At 69.9% G+C, this 15,941-nt stretch carries 12 protein-coding genes and 1 pseudogene; 5 read left to right on the plus strand and 8 right to left on the minus strand.

Features of this window, described 5'->3' with window-relative positions; genetic code table 11:
• The first annotated feature begins 82 nt into the window (after positions 1–82).
• Positions 83–2,479 (plus strand): CDP-glycerol glycerophosphotransferase family protein, encoded by a 2,397-nt coding sequence (locus tag XM48_RS09870; RefSeq protein ID WP_046455676.1) that lies wholly within the window; start codon positions 83–85, stop codon positions 2,477–2,479.
• A 36-nt stretch (positions 2,480–2,515) separates the two neighbouring features.
• On the opposite strand, the gene XM48_RS09875 is transcribed toward XM48_RS09870, so the two are convergent.
• The 3 genes from XM48_RS09875 to XM48_RS09885 all read right to left on the minus strand — a co-directional run bounded on the left by XM48_RS09875 (position 2,516) and on the right by XM48_RS09885 (position 5,166).
• Entirely contained in the window at positions 2,516–3,565 is a 1,050-nt protein-coding gene (locus tag XM48_RS09875) for a glycosyltransferase family 2 protein (RefSeq protein ID WP_255350856.1), read from the minus strand.
• 64 nt (positions 3,566–3,629) lie between these two features.
• Positions 3,630–4,376 (minus strand): ABC transporter ATP-binding protein, encoded by a 747-nt coding sequence (locus tag XM48_RS09880; protein ID WP_046455643.1) that lies wholly within the window; start codon positions 4,374–4,376, stop codon positions 3,630–3,632.
• A 1-nt stretch (position 4,377) separates the two neighbouring features.
• Positions 4,378–5,166: an ABC transporter permease gene (locus XM48_RS09885; protein WP_046455644.1), complete on the minus strand. Its 789-nt coding sequence runs from the start codon at positions 5,164–5,166 to the stop codon at positions 4,378–4,380.
• Between the two features lie 81 nt (positions 5,167–5,247).
• On the opposite strand from XM48_RS09885, the gene XM48_RS09890 reads away from it, so the two are divergent.
• From XM48_RS09890 to XM48_RS09900, 3 genes are read left to right on the plus strand one after another with little or no spacing between them, the layout of a single operon-like run.
• On the plus strand, positions 5,248–6,201 hold the full coding sequence (locus XM48_RS09890) for an ABC transporter ATP-binding protein (protein ID WP_231580863.1): 954 nt from the start codon (positions 5,248–5,250) through the stop codon (positions 6,199–6,201).
• Entirely contained in the window at positions 6,171–7,739 is a 1,569-nt protein-coding gene (locus XM48_RS09895) for a hypothetical protein (RefSeq protein ID WP_046455646.1), read from the plus strand. The genes XM48_RS09890 and XM48_RS09895 overlap by 31 nt, the downstream gene beginning before the upstream one ends.
• 59 nt (positions 7,740–7,798) lie before the next feature.
• Complete coding sequence (locus XM48_RS09900) at positions 7,799–8,074, plus strand: DUF3039 domain-containing protein (RefSeq protein ID WP_046455647.1); 276 nt, start codon at positions 7,799–7,801, stop codon at positions 8,072–8,074.
• 125 nt (positions 8,075–8,199) lie between these two features.
• On the opposite strand, the gene XM48_RS09905 is transcribed toward XM48_RS09900, so the two are convergent.
• The 5 genes and pseudogenes from XM48_RS09905 to XM48_RS09920 all read right to left on the minus strand — a co-directional run bounded on the left by XM48_RS09905 (position 8,200) and on the right by XM48_RS09920 (position 15,472).
• Positions 8,200–9,522 (minus strand): nicotinate phosphoribosyltransferase, encoded by a 1,323-nt coding sequence (locus XM48_RS09905; protein WP_156175009.1) that lies wholly within the window; start codon positions 9,520–9,522, stop codon positions 8,200–8,202.
• Between the two features lie 29 nt (positions 9,523–9,551).
• Positions 9,552–13,004, minus strand: a complete 3,453-nt coding sequence (locus tag XM48_RS09910) for a PHP domain-containing protein (RefSeq protein WP_046455649.1) — start codon at positions 13,002–13,004, stop codon at positions 9,552–9,554.
• A 21-nt stretch (positions 13,005–13,025) separates the two neighbouring features.
• Positions 13,026–14,135: a hypothetical protein gene (locus XM48_RS18285; RefSeq protein ID WP_197074188.1), complete on the minus strand. Its 1,110-nt coding sequence runs from the start codon at positions 14,133–14,135 to the stop codon at positions 13,026–13,028.
• Between the two features lie 147 nt (positions 14,136–14,282).
• A pseudogene (locus XM48_RS18680) lies at positions 14,283–14,831 on the minus strand (hypothetical protein); the annotation flags it as partial.
• On the minus strand, positions 14,828–15,472 hold the full coding sequence (locus XM48_RS09920) for a hypothetical protein (RefSeq protein WP_046455650.1): 645 nt from the start codon (positions 15,470–15,472) through the stop codon (positions 14,828–14,830). The pseudogene XM48_RS18680 and the gene XM48_RS09920, both read right to left, overlap by 4 nt.
• 128 nt (positions 15,473–15,600) lie before the next feature.
• Between XM48_RS09920 and XM48_RS09925 the strand changes: the two genes are divergently transcribed.
• Complete coding sequence (locus XM48_RS09925; protein ID WP_046455651.1) at positions 15,601–15,924, plus strand: DUF2469 domain-containing protein; 324 nt, start codon at positions 15,601–15,603, stop codon at positions 15,922–15,924.
• Positions 15,925–15,941 lie beyond the last annotated feature (17 nt).

The raw sequence follows: 15,941 nt of genomic DNA on the forward strand, positions 1-15,941 counted from the left end.
GTCGCACCGAGCGACCGCCCCTTCGGTGTGCACCGGGCGCACGGAAGGATCGCGGGTGCAGCGGACGGCTAGAGTGGAGCAGATGAGCAGCGGTGGATTCGGCTTCGCGAGGGGCAACCTCGAGAAGATGCTCGCGATACCCAAGTACGCGAGCTCGCTCCTGCTCTCCTGGTTCATCCCGCGCATCGCCTCCCTCTGGGTGTTCGGCAGCGGTATCGGCGTCGGCGAGGGCGCACTCGCGCTCGCCCGCGAACTCCGACGCACCGACCCGACCGCGCGGATCGTCTGGCTCGTCGCCGACGACACCGAAGCCGCGCTCGCCGAAGCCGAGGGCTTCCAGCCCGTGCCTCGACGAGGACGCCGGGGATTCTGGGCCACGCTCCGTGCCGGCCGCATCGTCGTGACCCACGGGCTCGGCGACGCCAACCGATTCGGCGTGTTCGGTGGACGCATCATCCAGCTCTGGCACGGCGCCCCGCTGAAGCGACTCCACCTCGACTCGCCGGTGACGACCAGGATCGGAGGACCCGCGCCGGTCCGGATCCTGCTCCGCCGCATGTACGAGGCGGGAGCGAAACAGGTGGCGATCTACGTCGCGGGCTCGATCGAATCCGCCGAACGGCTCCGCTCGGCGTTCCGCGTCGATCCCGGCCGCGTGCAGGTGCTCGGCGATCCCCGGGACGACGCGCTCGCCGAGCAGCGCAGGAACCCCGCGGCAGCGGCCGACGCACGAGCACGGGTGCTCGCCCTGCTGCGGGACGTGCGCGCAGAGAACGACGCCGACGGCGCTGTCGACGCCGACCTCTCCGGCCAGTTGGTGCTCTACGCGCCGACCTGGCGGGACGGCGAACCGGATCCCGCGATCCCCGACGATTCGGAACTCGCCGCGATCCGGCAGACGCTCGAACGTCTCGGCGCGCGCCTCGTGATCCGCTCACACCCCCTCGGCGCCGGTGCCTACGCCGATGCGCTGGGCGGGCGGATACACGAGCTCGGAGCGGATCGCGTCCGCGACATCACGCCGCTCCTCGGCGCCTTCGACGCGGTCATCACCGACTACTCCTCGATCGCGATCGACTTCTCGTTGCTCTCGCGCCCCATCGTCTGGTTCGCGCCGGACCTGGAGGCGTACGCCGCGACCCGCGGACTCTACGAGCCGCTCGAGGTCACCTCGAGCGGCCGCGTCGAACGGAGCTGGAGCGAGGCGCTCGAGCGGCTCGCCGAAGTGCTTCCCGAGAACGCCCCGGCGCGGCGCGGCGCGGTCGCCGCGAGCCGCGCGCTCGCCGAACGATTCCACGCGCACCCCGAGGGCGGCGCGGCAGCGCGGGTGCTCGCCGCCGCACTCCGGCTCTCGGCGAGCGACGCCGAGCGGATCCCCGACGGCGCGGTGTTCTTCGAGAGCTTCTACGGCCGTCAGGTCACCTGCAATCCGCTCGCTCTGGACCGCGAGATCGCGATCCGCTTCCCGGAGGCGCCGCGCTACTGGAGCGTCACGAGCGAACGGCAGGCGGTCCCCGCGGGAGCGACGCCGCTCCTCGTCGGATCCGCCGACTGGTTCGCCGCCCGCCGTCGCTCGCGCCTGCTCGTGGTCAACGACTGGCTGCGCTTCCGGTTCCGGCGCGGACGCCATCAGACCGTGCTCCAGACCTGGCACGGCACCATGCTGAAGCATCTCGCGCTCGGGCGCCCGAACGTCTCCCTCCGTACCCGCATCGCGATCCGGCGCGAAAGCCGCCGGTGGAGCATGATGCTGTCGCAGAACCCGCACTCGACCGAGCAGTTCCGCGAAAGCTACGCCTTCCGCGGCGAGATCCTCGAATCGGGCTATCCGCGCGACGACCGGCTCGCCGCGTCCGTCGCGGGTGGCGCGAGGATCCCGGTGGCGGTGGATCGGGCCCGCCGCGAGCTCGGCATCGACGCGGGCGTACGCGTGCTGGTCTACGCGCCGACCTGGCGCGACTCGGGCTCCGCGCTCGTCGACGAGCTGGACGTGCGCGCGCTGGCCGACGACCTCGGCACGGGGTGGATCGTGGCCGCCCGGGGGCACACCCGGACGCACGGCTTCGGCCGCTACGGGGTCGAGCATCCCCGCGTGCTCGACGTCTCGCGGCACCCCGACGTCAACGATGTGCTGCTGGCCGCCGACCTGCTGGTCACCGACTACTCGTCGCTCATGTTCGACGCGGCCGTCGCACGGGTTCCGATGGCGTTCTTCGTGCCGGACCTCGCGTCCTACCGGGACCGGGAGCGCGGCTTCACCTTCGACTTCGAGGCGCAGGCCCCGGGGCCGCTGCTCACGCGGAGGGACGAGGTCGCAGAATGCGCCCGCGAGATCGAGGCCGAAGGCCCCGACACCGACTGGGTGCGGGGCGTGGACGAACGCTACGAGAACTGGTGCGCGACCTTCGTACCGCACGACGACGGAGCGGCGGCGGCGCGGGTCGTCGACGCCCTCGTCCAGCGGGCTGCGCTGGGCTGATCCGGCCGGACACGTCGGCGGAACGACCCGCCGCGGCTATTCGGTGCGCGACCGGTCAACCGTTCGGCCGCCGCCGAACAGGATCCCCTTGAGGAACCCGGCACCCCAGCTGAAGTGCATCGTCACCAGGGTGCGGAACGAGAGCATGCGATCGCGGATCCCGCGCTGCTCGGGCATGCGCGCGATGCCGAGCAGCACTCCCGCGAGGTAGCCCAGGGTGCCGAGGTGCAGCGCCGACCAGAGCGACCACCAGGGGAGCACCCCGCAGCACTGGAGCACGAGGACGGCGAGATCCACCGTCACTCCCAGCACCAGGGCCCCGGGAACGAAGAAGCGCCACGGGTTGGCCCTGCCGTACCTGCGGACGAGCACCGCGCGCCAGGCGCCGGTCGCGAAGAACTGCCGCGCGAGCGCGTCGAAGCTCGCTCGCGGCCAGTAGGTCACCTGCAGGCGCGGATCGAACCAGATGCGACCGCCGGTCCGGCGGATCCGCAGGTTCAGCTCCCAGTCCTCGCCGCGGCGGATCCCCGGATCGAAGCCTCCCGCTCGTTCGATGGCGTCGCGCCGGAACACGCCGAGGTAGGCGGACTCGGCGGGTCCGGGCACCCCGTCGCCGTGGTAGGCGCCTCCGCCGAGACCGAATGGGCTGTTGTAGCCGCGGGCGATCGCGCTCTGCACCGCGCCGCGGCCGGCTGCGCGCATGATGCCGCCGACGTTGTCGGCGTCCTGCTCGCGGAGGGACTCGATGCCCCGTGCGGCGTAGTCGGGCGTGAGCTCGGAGTGCGCGTCCACGCGGATCACGACCGGATGGCGGCTCGCAGCGATGGCGAGGTTCAGCGCGACGGGGATGTCCCGATCGGGGTTGTCGACGAGCCGCACGCGAGGATCCTCGGCCGCGAGTCGACGGGCGATCTCCGTCGTCCCGTCCGTCGACGGGCCCAGAGCGAGGATGATCTCCTTCTCGCCCGGATACTCCTGCGCCAGCACGGTGCGCACCGCGGGCTCGAGGTACTCGGCCTCGTTGAGCACGGGCATGATGAAGCTCACCGCGGGCAGGGCGGGAAGCTCGAGTCGGGGAGAAGTCACCCGTCGATCCTCGCACGCGCCGTGCGCGCTTCGCTGGTGGATCGCTCGTCGCCTCCGCTCGGAATCATGCCGGATGATCCTCGTTGTAGCGCTTCAGGACCTCGTCGATCGGGCCGTCGAGCCGGAGCGCGCCGCGGTCGAGATAGAGCCCGCGCGAGCAGAAGCGGCGCAGATCCCGTTCGCTGTGCGAGACGAGGAAGAGCGTCTTCCCCTCGGCGAGCAGCGCGTCGATGCGTCGGTAGCACTTCTCGCGGAATGCGCGGTCGCCGACGGCGAGCACCTCGTCGACGAGCAGCACTGGTTCGTCGAGCTGCGAGATGAGCGAGAACGCAACGCGCACCTGCATGCCGCTGGACAGATGCTTGTAGGGCGTATCGAGCACGTCCGCGGCGCCGGCGAAATCGATGATGTCGTCGAAGCGGTCCGCGATCTCGCTGCGGCTGAGCCCGTGCAGGCCGGCGGTCAGGTGCAGGTTGTCGCGGACGGTGAGGTCCCCGACGAACCCTCCGGTGATCTCGATGAGGGGTGCGACTCCGCCGTTCACGGTGACGCGTCCCTCGTCGGGCAGGAGAACGCCCGCGACGAGCTTGAGCAGGGTCGATTTCCCCTGGCCGTTGCGGCCGACGACGCCGATCGCCTCGCCCGCGCGCACGGTGAAGGAGACATCGCGCAGCGCCCAGAACTCGCTCGGGGCGCTCCGGCGGGAACCGCCGGAGAGGAGGTCCTTGAAGCTGCGCCGGGCACCGCGATTGCGTCGGAAGCGGACGCCGAGATTCGACGCGACGATGATGGGGGAGTCCGTGGCGGTCACGTCAGAGCTCCTTCAGGACGCCGCCGATGGTGCGGCGGAAGACGAGGATTCCGGCGATCAGGGCGACCGCGGTGAGGGCGACGGAGACTCCGACGAGCGCCCAATCGAGCTGGTCGGGGAAGAATCCGGCGCGGAACAGGGAGAAGATTCCCGAGAGCGGGTTGATCCAGGCGAGGGGGCTTACCGCCTCGGGGAGATCGCTCGCGCCGTAGATGATCGGGGACGCGTAGAAGAGGAGCCTCAGGACCAGCTTGGTCGCGCGCTCGAGGTCGCGGAAGAAGACGGTCAGCGGCGCGATGAGCAGTCCGAGTCCGAGGATCAGCGCTCCGAGCAGCAGCAGACCGACCGGGAAGAGGACGATCTGCCACCCCACGTGCGCCCCCGAGAACACCGCGAACACGATCAATACGGGCAGGCTGAGCAGGAACTCGACGCCCTTGGAGCAGACGATGCGCCCCACCCAGATCCATCGCGGGAGCGCCACCGAACGGACGAGCTTGATGTCGCGCAGGAACGCCCGGGTGGAATCCGAGATGGCCCCGTTGAACCAGACCCACGGGAGCATGGCGCACAGGAGGAAGACGATGTAGGGATCCTCGCCGAGACCCCGCTTGAGCATCTGGGTGAAGATGAACCAGTAGATGAGGCTCATGAGCAGGGGATCGAGGATCGACCACAGGTAGCCGAGCAGCGAGGTCGCGTAGCGGACCTTCAGGTCGCGCTGCGTGAGTAGGCGAAGGGATCGCCAGGCGACGGCGCGTGGTTTCGGTGGATTCGCTGCGGAGGGCACACGAACATTCTGCCGGGTGATGGCGCGAACCGGGGACTCGGCTGTGAGCCGGAGCATGACGAGGTTTGGTAGGTTAGGCAGGTGCCGTCGAACTCCCCGTCCTCCATGCCAGAAGCGCCGGTCGAGGCTGCCCGCGTCGACACCGGCTCCGCCCAGGCCGCAGCCGCAGATCCATCGGTGAACGATGCCGCTCCGCGCACCGGTCGCATCCAGGTCCCGGTCCCGTCGATCGTCCGCGCTCGCGAGCGCGGACGTCTGGCCGCGCAGAACCCGGTGGTTCTCCGAACCGAGGTGCTGACCAAGAACTACGGGCAGGTCGCCGCGGCGAGCGACGTCTCGATCCAGGTGCACGCGGGATCCTTCACCGGCATCGTCGGCCCCAACGGCGCGGGCAAGACGACCACGCTCTCGATGATCAGCGGACTGAACCGTCCGACGTCCGGTCGCATCACGGTGCACGACATCGACGTCTGGGCCGACGGTCCCGCCGCGAAGCGCCTGATCGGCACCCTGCCGGATCGACTGCGTCTGTTCGACCGCCTGACCGGGGCGCAGCTGCTCTACTACATCGGCATCCTCAACGGCGTCCGCGAGGACGCGGTCGCCACGCGCGCCGCCGAACTGGCCGAGGCCTTCGGACTGGGGTCGGCTATGGACCGGCTCGTCTCCGACTACTCGGCGGGCATGCAGAAGAAGATCGGTCTCGCCTGCGCGATGATCCACGCTCCCGAGGTGCTGGTGCTCGACGAGCCGTTCGAGGCGATCGACCCGGTCTCCGCCTCGAACGTGACCGACATCCTCGAGAAGTTCGTGGCCGGTGGCGGCAGTGTCATCATGTCGAGCCACAGCCTCGACCTGATCCAGCGCGTCTGCGACCACGTCTCGGTCATCGTCGACGGCAGCGTGATCGCTCAGGGTACGGTCGACGCGGTCCGCGACGGCATGAGTCTCGAAGAGCGATTCGCGCACCTCACCGGCGAATCCGGCGCAGAGAAGGGACTGCAGTGGCTGCACGGCTCCTCCGACTCCGTCTGACGCTGCTCGGGTCCGCGTTCCGCGGGTCCGCGGCCCAGGGATTCCGGGCGGTGCTGGTCGGTCTGCTCGCCGTCGCGGTCGCCGTCGCGCTCGCCTGGCTGCCGACGCTGATCCTGCCCGAGGCGGCCGCACGCGCCGACCTGGACGTATTCATCGGCTCGGCGCTGCTCGGTGCGGCGCTGCTCGTTCCGTTCTTCGCGAACCGCGGGCACCTCGAGCCGCGGCAGTTCGCCTCGGTTCCGGCGCGTCCGGGGTCCATCGCGTCCGCGCTGCTGTTCAGCACCGTGCTGACCTGGCCCGCGATCCTGCTCCTGGTCTGGCTCGTGGCGCTCGCCGTCCTGCGACCGGAGTGGCAGCAGCCGGTCTGGGCCCTGGCGCTCGGGCTGGTGCTCGCGTACCTGTTCGCGGTCACCGCGACCCGGGTCTCCTCTGCGCTCTCGAAGCTCTGGTTCGGACACGACCGCGGCGGTGTGCTGCGGGTCGTCGGAACGGTCCTGCTGATCGCGCTGCTCCCGCTCGCGTTCTTCGGCATCACCGCGATCTCGGGTGCGCCGGAAGGCAGCACCACCGCAGCCGCACGGGCGCTCGGCTGGTCGCCGTTCGGCGCGGCGTTCGCGGGCGCGCAGCAGGCCGCGAACGGGGACCTCGGTGCCGCGCTCCTGCACTTCGGCGTCCTCATCGCCGCAGTGATCCTGCTGCTCGCGATCTGGTTCCCGATCGTGCGCGCATCCCTCCAGTCGGTCGAACGACCGGCCGACCCGGCGATCGCGCGGCGCGGCCTGGGCTGGTTCGAGCGCTTCTCGGCCAAGCCCGCTTCCGTCATCGCCGCGCGCGTGCTCACCTACTGGAGCCGCGACCCCCGCTACCGGGTGGGGCTCTCCGCGATCCCCTTCGTCCCGATCCTGATGATCCTCGCGTTCTGGGTCGCGGGTGCGGATCTGCGCACGCTGGCGGCGGTTCCGCTGCCCGTGATCCTCCTGCTGCTGGCGTGGTCCCTGCACAACGACGTCGCCATGGATTCGACCGCGATCTGGAGCCATGTCGCCAGCGGTATCGCCGGCCGCGACGATCGCCGCGGACGTCTCGCTCCCGTGCTGCTGATCGGCCTGCCGGTCGCGCTGATCGGCTCGACCGTGACCGTTACGGTCATGGGAGAGTGGCGGGTGCTCCCCGCGGTGATCGGCATGAACCTCGCCGTGCTGTTCGTCACCTGCGGCGTCTCGAGCGTGTTCTCCGTGCTCATCCCGTATCCGACCACGCGCCCGGGCGACAGCCCGTTCGCTCAGCCCCAGTGGTCCGGCTCGGGTTCCGGGCTGTCCCAGACGCTGTCGATGATCGCCGCGCTCGTGTTCTCGGTGCCGGCGGTGTGGATCGCGGTCATCGCCCTGGTCGACGTGACTCCCGCGTGGAACCTCGGCGCTCTGGCCTTCGGCGTCGTCTACGGCGCTGCGGTCCTCGGGCTCGGGATCCTGCTCGGCGGGAAGATCTTCGACCGCCGCGGCCCCGAGCTCATCGCCGCGACGCAGGTCTTCGACTGAGCACGACGGCGGTGCGGAACTCGCAGCGGCGTTTCGGCGTCGCCGCGTAGAATCGTCGCATGGGTATCTTCACGCGCGGCGACTCCTCTCCGGCCGGTGGCACCGATGTGCTGGACCGCGAGCTCGAGGAGCTGCTGAACCAGGACCAGGTCGAGGACGGCGATCACGAGCGCTTCTCGCATTACGTTCCGAAGGACAAGATCCTCGAGTCCGCGATGACCGGTAAGCCGGTGCGCGCGCTCTGCGGGAAGAAGTGGACGCCGTCGCGCGATCCCGAGAAGTTCCCGGTGTGCCCGGACTGCAAGCGCGTGTACGAGCGTATGCGCAAGGACTGATCGGAGAGCGCGGGGTCTTCTCGGATCCGCGGGGCTTCCGGTCTCCGACGCACGAGGGCCGTTCATCCGGATCGGATGAACGGCCCTTCGTACGTTTTCTCGTGCGTTCGCGCGGTGCGTCCGGCTCAGCGGTATTCGGTCGCGATCGCGGGGTCTCCGCGGGTGAGGCGCATCGCGATCGGGGGCAGTTCGGCGACGCAGCGGGTGTGACGCTCGCGTGCCGCAGCGATCCCGTCGGAGCCGGTGAAACCGTCCTGCACGGTCCCGTCGATGACGAGGGGGACCAGCACTTCGCGGTTCGGCGAGGTGAGGTCGGCGCCTTCGGGCTCGCCCCCGGGGCCGTCTCCGAGAAGGATCAGTTCGGTCCGGGCGCGACCGCTCGCGTCGAACACCCGGCGGACGCTCTTGCGCCCGCCGACGGAGGCCTTGTCGGTGGACTTCTTCGCGACGGAGACCCAGCCGCCCGCGTCGTCGGTGCGTGCCACGAGCTTGTAGACCATGCCGAGCGTCGGGGTTCCCGATCCGACGACGACGGAGGTGCCGACTCCGAAGCTGTCGACGGGGGAGAACGCGAGCGAGGCGACGGTGTATTCGTCGAGGTCGTTGGTGACCGTGATCTTCGTCCGGGTCGCGCCGAGGCTGTCGAGCAGGTCGCGGACCTGCGCGACGACCACGGGGAGGTCGCCGGAGTCGATGCGGACGGCGCCGAGGTCGGTTCCGGCGACCTCGATCGCGGTGCGCACGCCCTGCTCGATGTCGTAGGTGTCGACGAGGAGGGTGGTGCCGGTGCCGAGCGCGGCGATCTGGGCCTCGAACGCGGCCTGTTCGCTGTCGTGGAGCAGGGTGAAGGCGTGCGCCGCGGTGCCCATGGTGGGGATCCCGTAGCTGCGTCCCGCCTCCAGGTTCGAGGTGGCTGTGAACCCGGCGATGTAGGCGGCGCGCGCTGCGGCGACGGCGCTGCGCTCGCTCGTGCGGCGCGACCCCATCTCGGCGAGGGGCTTGCCGTTCGCGGCGTGGCTCATGCGGGATGCCGCGGTCGCGACGGCGGAGTCGGCGTTCAGGATGCTGAGCGCGAGCGTCTCGAGCAGGACTCCCTCGGCGAAGGTGGACTCGACGATGAGGATGGGGGAGCCCGGGAAGAAGACTTCGCCCTCGGGGTATCCCCAGATGTTGCCGGTGAATCGGTAGTCGGCCAGCCAATCGAGGGTTTCGGGTCGGAGGAAGTCCTCCTCGCGGAGCCAGTCGAGCTCGGCGTCGGTGAATCGGAACTGCTCGATCGCTTCGAGGAGGCGGCCGGTGCCTGCGACCACGCCGTATCGTCGACCGCCCGAGAGCCTGCGGGCGAAGAGTTCGAACATGCTCCGCCGATGCGCGGTGCCCGATGCGAGGGCCGCGTCGACCATGGTGAGTTCGTAGCGATCGGTGAGGAGAGCCGTTGAAGGAGTCACGTCGCCAGCATATCGCCGGGGCTGCCGCGTCATCGGAAGTCCCGTGACGACACCGCCTGCGGGGCCGGGAGCGGTTCGAACTCGGCGGCGACGACGTTCACGACGCCCTCGGGCGAGCGTTCGAGCGCTCCGGAGACGATGAGGGCGGGTGAGGCGCGCGCGATGGTCCGGAACCGCTGCCAGACGTCCGCCCACGTGATGATGTTGACGGTGCCGGATTCGTCCTCGAGGGTGAGGAAGACCACGCCGCCGCCGGTCGGCGGCTGCTGCCGATGCGTGACGATACCGGCGACCGTGATGAACCTGCCGGGCGGGAGCTGCTTGACCCGGTCGGAGCGGACGACGCCGCGCCGGTCGAGGCGATCGCGGAGCAGTGCGAGCGGGTGCCGGGATTCGCCGATCACGCCGGTGGTCCAGAGGTCGAGCGCGGTCTGTTCTTCCGGTGTGAGGAGCGGGAGGAGCGGCGGCTGCACGTGCACGGCGACCCCGGGCAGGTAGCGATCCCGGTTGTCCGCGGCGGGGCCGGCGCTCCAGAGCGCTTCCCTGCGGTCCACGCCGAGGCCGGCGCAGGCCCCGGCGGAGGCCAGGGCCTCGAGCTGCCTGCGATCGAGGTCGGCACGCCGGGCGAGATCCGCGAGATCGAGGAACGGGCCTGCCGTGCGCGCGGCTGCGATCCGTTCGGCGACCGCGGTCTCGATGCCCTGGATGCCGGAAAGCCCGAGGCGGACGGCGAACGGACGGTCTCGGCGATGCCGGCCCGAGTCGTCGGCGGACCCTCGGACGAACGGCGGAATCGGCGGCTGATCCGCGCTGACGCACGACGCGGGGCCGCTGGAAGCGGCCGGGCGTGCCGGGGCGTGCTGCGTGTCCTGCGGGTGCGTGTTCTTCGAAGGCGTCTCCTTCCGGGCTGTCTCCTGCGGTTCGAGCGATGCGTGGGCCTCGGACCGCTGCACGTCGGCCGGGTGGACCTGGACGCCGTGGCGGCGCGCGTCTTCGACGAGGGTGCGCGGCGCGTAGAAGCCCATGGGCTGCGCCCGGAGGAGACCGACGAGGAACGCGGCCGGATAGTGGAGCTTGAGCCACGCGCTGACGTAGACGAGCAGCGCGAAGCTGATGGAGTGGCTCTCGGCGAACCCGAAGTTGGCGAATGCCTCGATCTGCTCGTATATGCGCGTGGACTCCTCGGGACCGAGCCCGTTGCGCTTCATACCCGCCAGGAGCTTGTCCTTGAGCGTGTTCATCTGCTCGGTGCCGCGTTTCGACCCCATGGAACGCCGCAGCAGATCGGCGTCCTCGGCATCGCAGCCTCCGATCGCCATGGCCATCTGCATCAGCTGCTCCTGGAAGAGGGGGACGCCGAGCGTGCGCTCGAGGACCGGCTTCAGTTCGGGGTGCGGGTATTCGGGTTCTTCCGTGCCGGCCCGGCGTCGGAGATACGGGTGCACGGCGCCGCCCTGCAGCGGACCCGGCCTGATCAGGGCGATCTCGATGACGAGGTCGTAGAAGCTGCGGGGGAGCAGTCGAGGGAGCGTGTTGATCTGGGCGCGGCTCTCGAGCTGGAAGACGCCGACGGCATCGCCTCGGCAGAGCATGTCGTAGACGCCGGCTTCCTCTTTGGGGATCGTCTCGAGCGTCCAGCGTTCTCCGAGTGCTTCGGCCACGAGGTCCATCGAGATGCGGATCGCGCCGAGCATGCCGAGCCCGAGGAGGTCGAACTTGACGAGTCCCATGGCGGCGCAATCGTCCTTGTCCCACTGGAGCACGGTGCGCCCCGGCATGCGGGCGTGCTCGATCGGGCAGACTTCGCCGACGGGCTGCTCGGTGAGCACCATGCCTCCCGAATGGATGCCGAGGTGCCGCGGAGCCTTCATGAGTTGCTCCGCGAGGCCGGCGACGTCCGGTGGGAGCGCGTCGAGGTCCTGCTTGCCCGGTGTGTAGCCGAGCGCTTTCGCGGCGTCCCGCGCGGCGCTCTTGGGTCGATAGCTGATCACGTTCGCGACCTGGGCGGCGTTGCGTCGGCCGTAGCGTTCGTAGACGTACTGGATCACTTCTTCCCGACGTTCGGAATCGAAGTCGACGTCGATATCGGGTTCTTCCTCGCGCATGCTGGAGAGGAACCGTTCGAACGGGAGGTCGTAGAGCACCGAGTCGACGGCGGTGATGCCCAGCACGAAGCAGATCGCCGAGTTCGCCGCGGAGCCGCGTCCTTGGCAGAGGATGCCGCGTCCTTTGGCGAACTGAACGATGTCGTGCACGATGAGGAAGTATCCGGGGAAATCGAGCCGTTCGATGACGGCGAGCTCGCGCTCGAGCCGGTCCTCGACCTCGGGGTTGGGCAGCCGGTACCGTTCGGCAGCACCTCGCCAGGCGAGTTCGCGGAGCCAGCTGATCTGCGTATGGCCTTCGGGCACGTCGAGCTTGGGGAGCTTCGGCCGGGCGGTGCGGAGCGGGAATCCGATCTGGCGGGCGATGCTCGCCGTCCGCGTCACCGCGTCCGTGTGCCCGGCGAATCGGCGGAGCATCGAGGCGCCGGAACGGATCCGAGCGGCACCGGTCGCGGGCAGGTACGCGTCGATCTCGTCGAGGCTGCGCCGTGCGCGGATCGCGGCCATGGCGTCCGCGAGCTGGGCATGATCGGAGTGCGCGTAGTGGACGGCCCCGGTCGCGACGGTCGCGACTCCTGCCGCGGAGGCGAGCGCGGCCAGGCGGTCGACTCGGACGTCGTCGCCGGGGAGCCCGTGGTCGGTGAGTTCGACGAGGACGTGGTCGCGGCCGAATCTGGCGATCAGGTCGTTGAGAGCCCGAGCGGCTGCGGTGTCGCCGGCCTCCCGTGTGCCGGCGGAGTCCATCGCCTGACGGACCGCGCCCTTTCTGCACCCGGTGAGGATGGTCCATTCGCCGTTCGCGGTACCCGAGAGTGCATCGAGATCGTAGCGTGGGCGCCCCTTTTCTCCACCGGCGAGCTGGGCTTCGGTGATCGCCCCGGCGAGGCGATGGTACCCGTCGACGCCGTTCGCGAGGACGAGCAGGTGCGTGCCTCCCGGGTCGGCGATTCCCAGCTGGGGTGCGTCGAGACCGATGGTGAGCTCCGCGCCGTACACCGTGTCGAGCGGTGCGGCTGCGAATCGCGCGGCCTCGGCGAATCGCGCGGCGCCGTAGAACCCGTCGTGATCGGTGATCGCGATGCCGGTGAGGCCGAGCCGGGCGGCTTCCGCGATGAGCGCCTCCGGCGAGCTCGCCCCGTCGAGGAAGCTGTAGTGGGAGTGCGCGTGCAGTTCCGCGTACGGCACGGACGCCGGAGGCGCTGCCGGATCGCCGATGCGTTCGTTCGTAGCCGTTCGCGGTGGAGCCGATCCATCGGCCGGTTCTGGCCCTCGCAGCGGGGCGAGCATGGCGTCGTGCGCGCGAGCGTGCGTTGGCGGACGGGCCGAGAGGATGCGTTCGAGCTCACTCCACTCCCGTCGAGAACTGTCCCATTTCATGTGCGCTCGCCTCCTGGCCGCTCAGTCGTACTGTCCTTCCGCGAACCAGGCCGGAGGGTCTGCGGAGACACCGTCGGAGTCGGCCGCATCGGCGGTGCCGGTCCCCGGACGCTCTCCCGGAGCGGCTCCGCCCGCAGCGCCCTGGATCTGCGGGCCGTGCTGGATTCGGCCGGTGCGATGCAGCAGCCAGGCACTGCCGTCGTCGAGGACCAGTTGCACGCGGAAACGCTCCACGGAGGTGTTCCACCACCGTTCTCGGACGGGCCACGGCGCGGACCAGGCGATGACGCGGTGAGCGGCTCCGTGCCCGTCGACCCTGAGCGATACCGGATCACTGCTCAGCAGGTCGTCGTCGAGCAGCACCGGGTTGCCCGAAGCGTCCAGCAGATCCGCGGGGAGCGGGTCCGGGAATACGCGACTCGGCGCATCGGCCGCGGCGAGTCCATTGGGCCAGGGACCCGCCCCCAGACTTCGGTGCGCGGTACGAGGTGCGCGCGTGCCCCAGGGGGAGAACCTCTGACGTTCCGCGCTGAGTCTGCCTCCGGTCAGCGACCCGATGACGGCGCCGTCGTGCCCGACGAGGTTCTGCAGGCGGGTGATGTGGTGGTGCACGCGTTCGTCGGGCTCGCTGCTCCACAGGCCGGGCTCATGGGCTGCGGTGCGTTCGACGCGTTCGGGAGCCACGCGCAGCGCCGCGATTCCCGCACCGGTGCGCTCGGTACTGCTGTGCAGCCCGCTCGCCTGCCAGCGAATCCGGTTGATGAGGTCCGAAGCGGTGAACCGTCCCGGGTGCGCCCAGGTGCGTTCGTAACGGACTCCGACGTCATCGATGAGTTCGATGCGAACCTCCGTGCAGACGAGAGTTTCCGCGAGGAGCTCCGTGATGAAGCGTTCCGCCGCCGCGCTGGATGCGAAGGCCAGCTGGTCGGTGCTGCTCAGCGGCGGCTCGAAGTCGAGGGACAGAGCGATCTCGCGGGGAGCGGTGGGAAGCGGTGCATGATCGAGGGCGGTGGGTCGCGCCCCGGCGAGCCGATGCGCGTCGACGCCGGACGGTCCGAAACGCTGCCTGACGGACTCTTCGGGGAGCGCGGCGAAGTCCCCGAGCGTGCGGATGCCGAGTCCGAGGAGCACCTCTGCGAGGTCCGGGGGAGCCGCGCGGGAAATGGGCAGCGCGCTCAGGAATCGAGCCGATGCTGAGCGTGGAACGATCCGAACGCCATCTGAGGGCGCGCTGACCATGGGTACGGCGCTCCCGGCTCGTGCGGCTTGGGCGGCTGCGAACCGGCCATCGGCGATTCCGACCCGAGCTTCGGAGAAACCGAGCTCATGGACGAGTCCGAGCAATGCTTCTGCTGCCGCCCGTTCGGTGCCGTAGTAGCGGGCGGGCCCACGAGCTCGAAGCGCGCAGATGCCGGGACGGATCTGCCGGGCGCCCGGAACGAGTCGTTCGATTGCGGCGAGCACGGGGGCGAAGCGGCGGTCGTCGGTCTCCGGGTGGTGAGGATGGAGCTCGATCCCGGGGCAGAGGCGGCTGGCCTCTCGCTCTCGGATGCCGACGCGGACCCCGGAAACTCGAGCTGCAGCCGAGCAGGCGACGACGCGGTGCCCGGAGATGAGCGCGATGGGTGCTGCGAGAGTCCCCGATCCCACCACGTCCTCCGCACGCGGAGCGCTGTGACCGAGCGTTCGCGGTGTGCTCGTGTCCTGCGGCGCGAGGCGTTGTTCGGCTTCGCGCTCCAGCCGGTGAGCGTGGATCGGCCAGTCGGGTACCCAGACGACGATCGTACGATCGGGGTCATCCGATGCACGCCCGGTGTGAACGGTCATCGCAGCGCCTCCAGGATCCGTTCCCTGGGCGCGGACGGTCTCCCGCCGTCGAAGCTGATGGTGCGCGTGCTCGGTCCGCGCCGATCCATGGTCTGCACGGTGAGCGTGTGCTGAGCGAGGATGCCGCGCCCGGTTCCGAGACCCTGCCACCTCGAATCAGTGACCCGAAGGGTGCTGGTCGGATGCGGCCAATCGCCGACGCAGATGAGGACGGCGCCGCGTTCGCGCAAGCGTGCGGCTACGCGGTCGGCATCGGCTTGACGGACGGGTCCCGATGTCCGGGTCAGGACGACGGAAAGTACCTCTGAGAGCGTGGCGACGGCACCCAGCGTTCGGTCTCCGGGGCGCGGTACCAGGACGAAGCGCTCGAGGGCGATGCCGAGCGCGGCTGCGGCTTCGAGCCCGAGATCGGGGAACCCCACGGCCCCGCACCACATGCCGGACGCCGAAGCGCCAGCGATCAGTGCCAGCGCGAGAGCGAGCGAGCCGTGCACGGAGTAGCTGCAGCCGCGCATCAGGGCTCCTCCGGGGAGGAGCGACGCCAGCTCCGAGCGGGTCGGCACGCTGCGATCGCCGAGCTGCGGAACCTGCATCTCGGTGATGCGCTGCTGCAGAGCGCGGACTGCGGAGGGGGCTGACATGGAGCAATATTCGAACATGTGTTCGAATAAGTCAATCTGATTGCGCAGATGCGCTCCGCCTCGCGTGTCGGCGCGGAGCGAGACACCGGTGCTGTTGACTGCTCCGGGGAATCGCTAGGATGGGTGCGATGAACGAAGACGACCTGGACGACTACGAACGCGATGCAGAGCTTGCTCTGTTCCGCGAGTACCGCGACATCGTCGGGCAGTTCCGATACGTCGTCGAGACCGAGCGGCGGTTCTACCTCGCGAACGAGGTCGATCTGCAGCGGCGCGACGCCGGGAGCGACTTCTACTTCGAGCTCGCGATGAACGACGTCTGGGTTTGGGACGTCTACCGTGCCGATCGGTTCGTGAAGTCGGTCCGAGTGCTCACCTTCAAGGACGTCAACGTCGAGGAGCTCTCCGCGCGGGAGTTCTCCTTGCCGCAGGACCTCTCGCTCGACAAGTAGTCGCGCACCGCGGGAAC

Origin of the sequence: Leucobacter sp. Ag1, from assembly GCF_000980875.1 — a bacterium.
GTDB lineage: Bacteria > Actinomycetota > Actinomycetes > Actinomycetales > Microbacteriaceae > Leucobacter > Leucobacter iarius.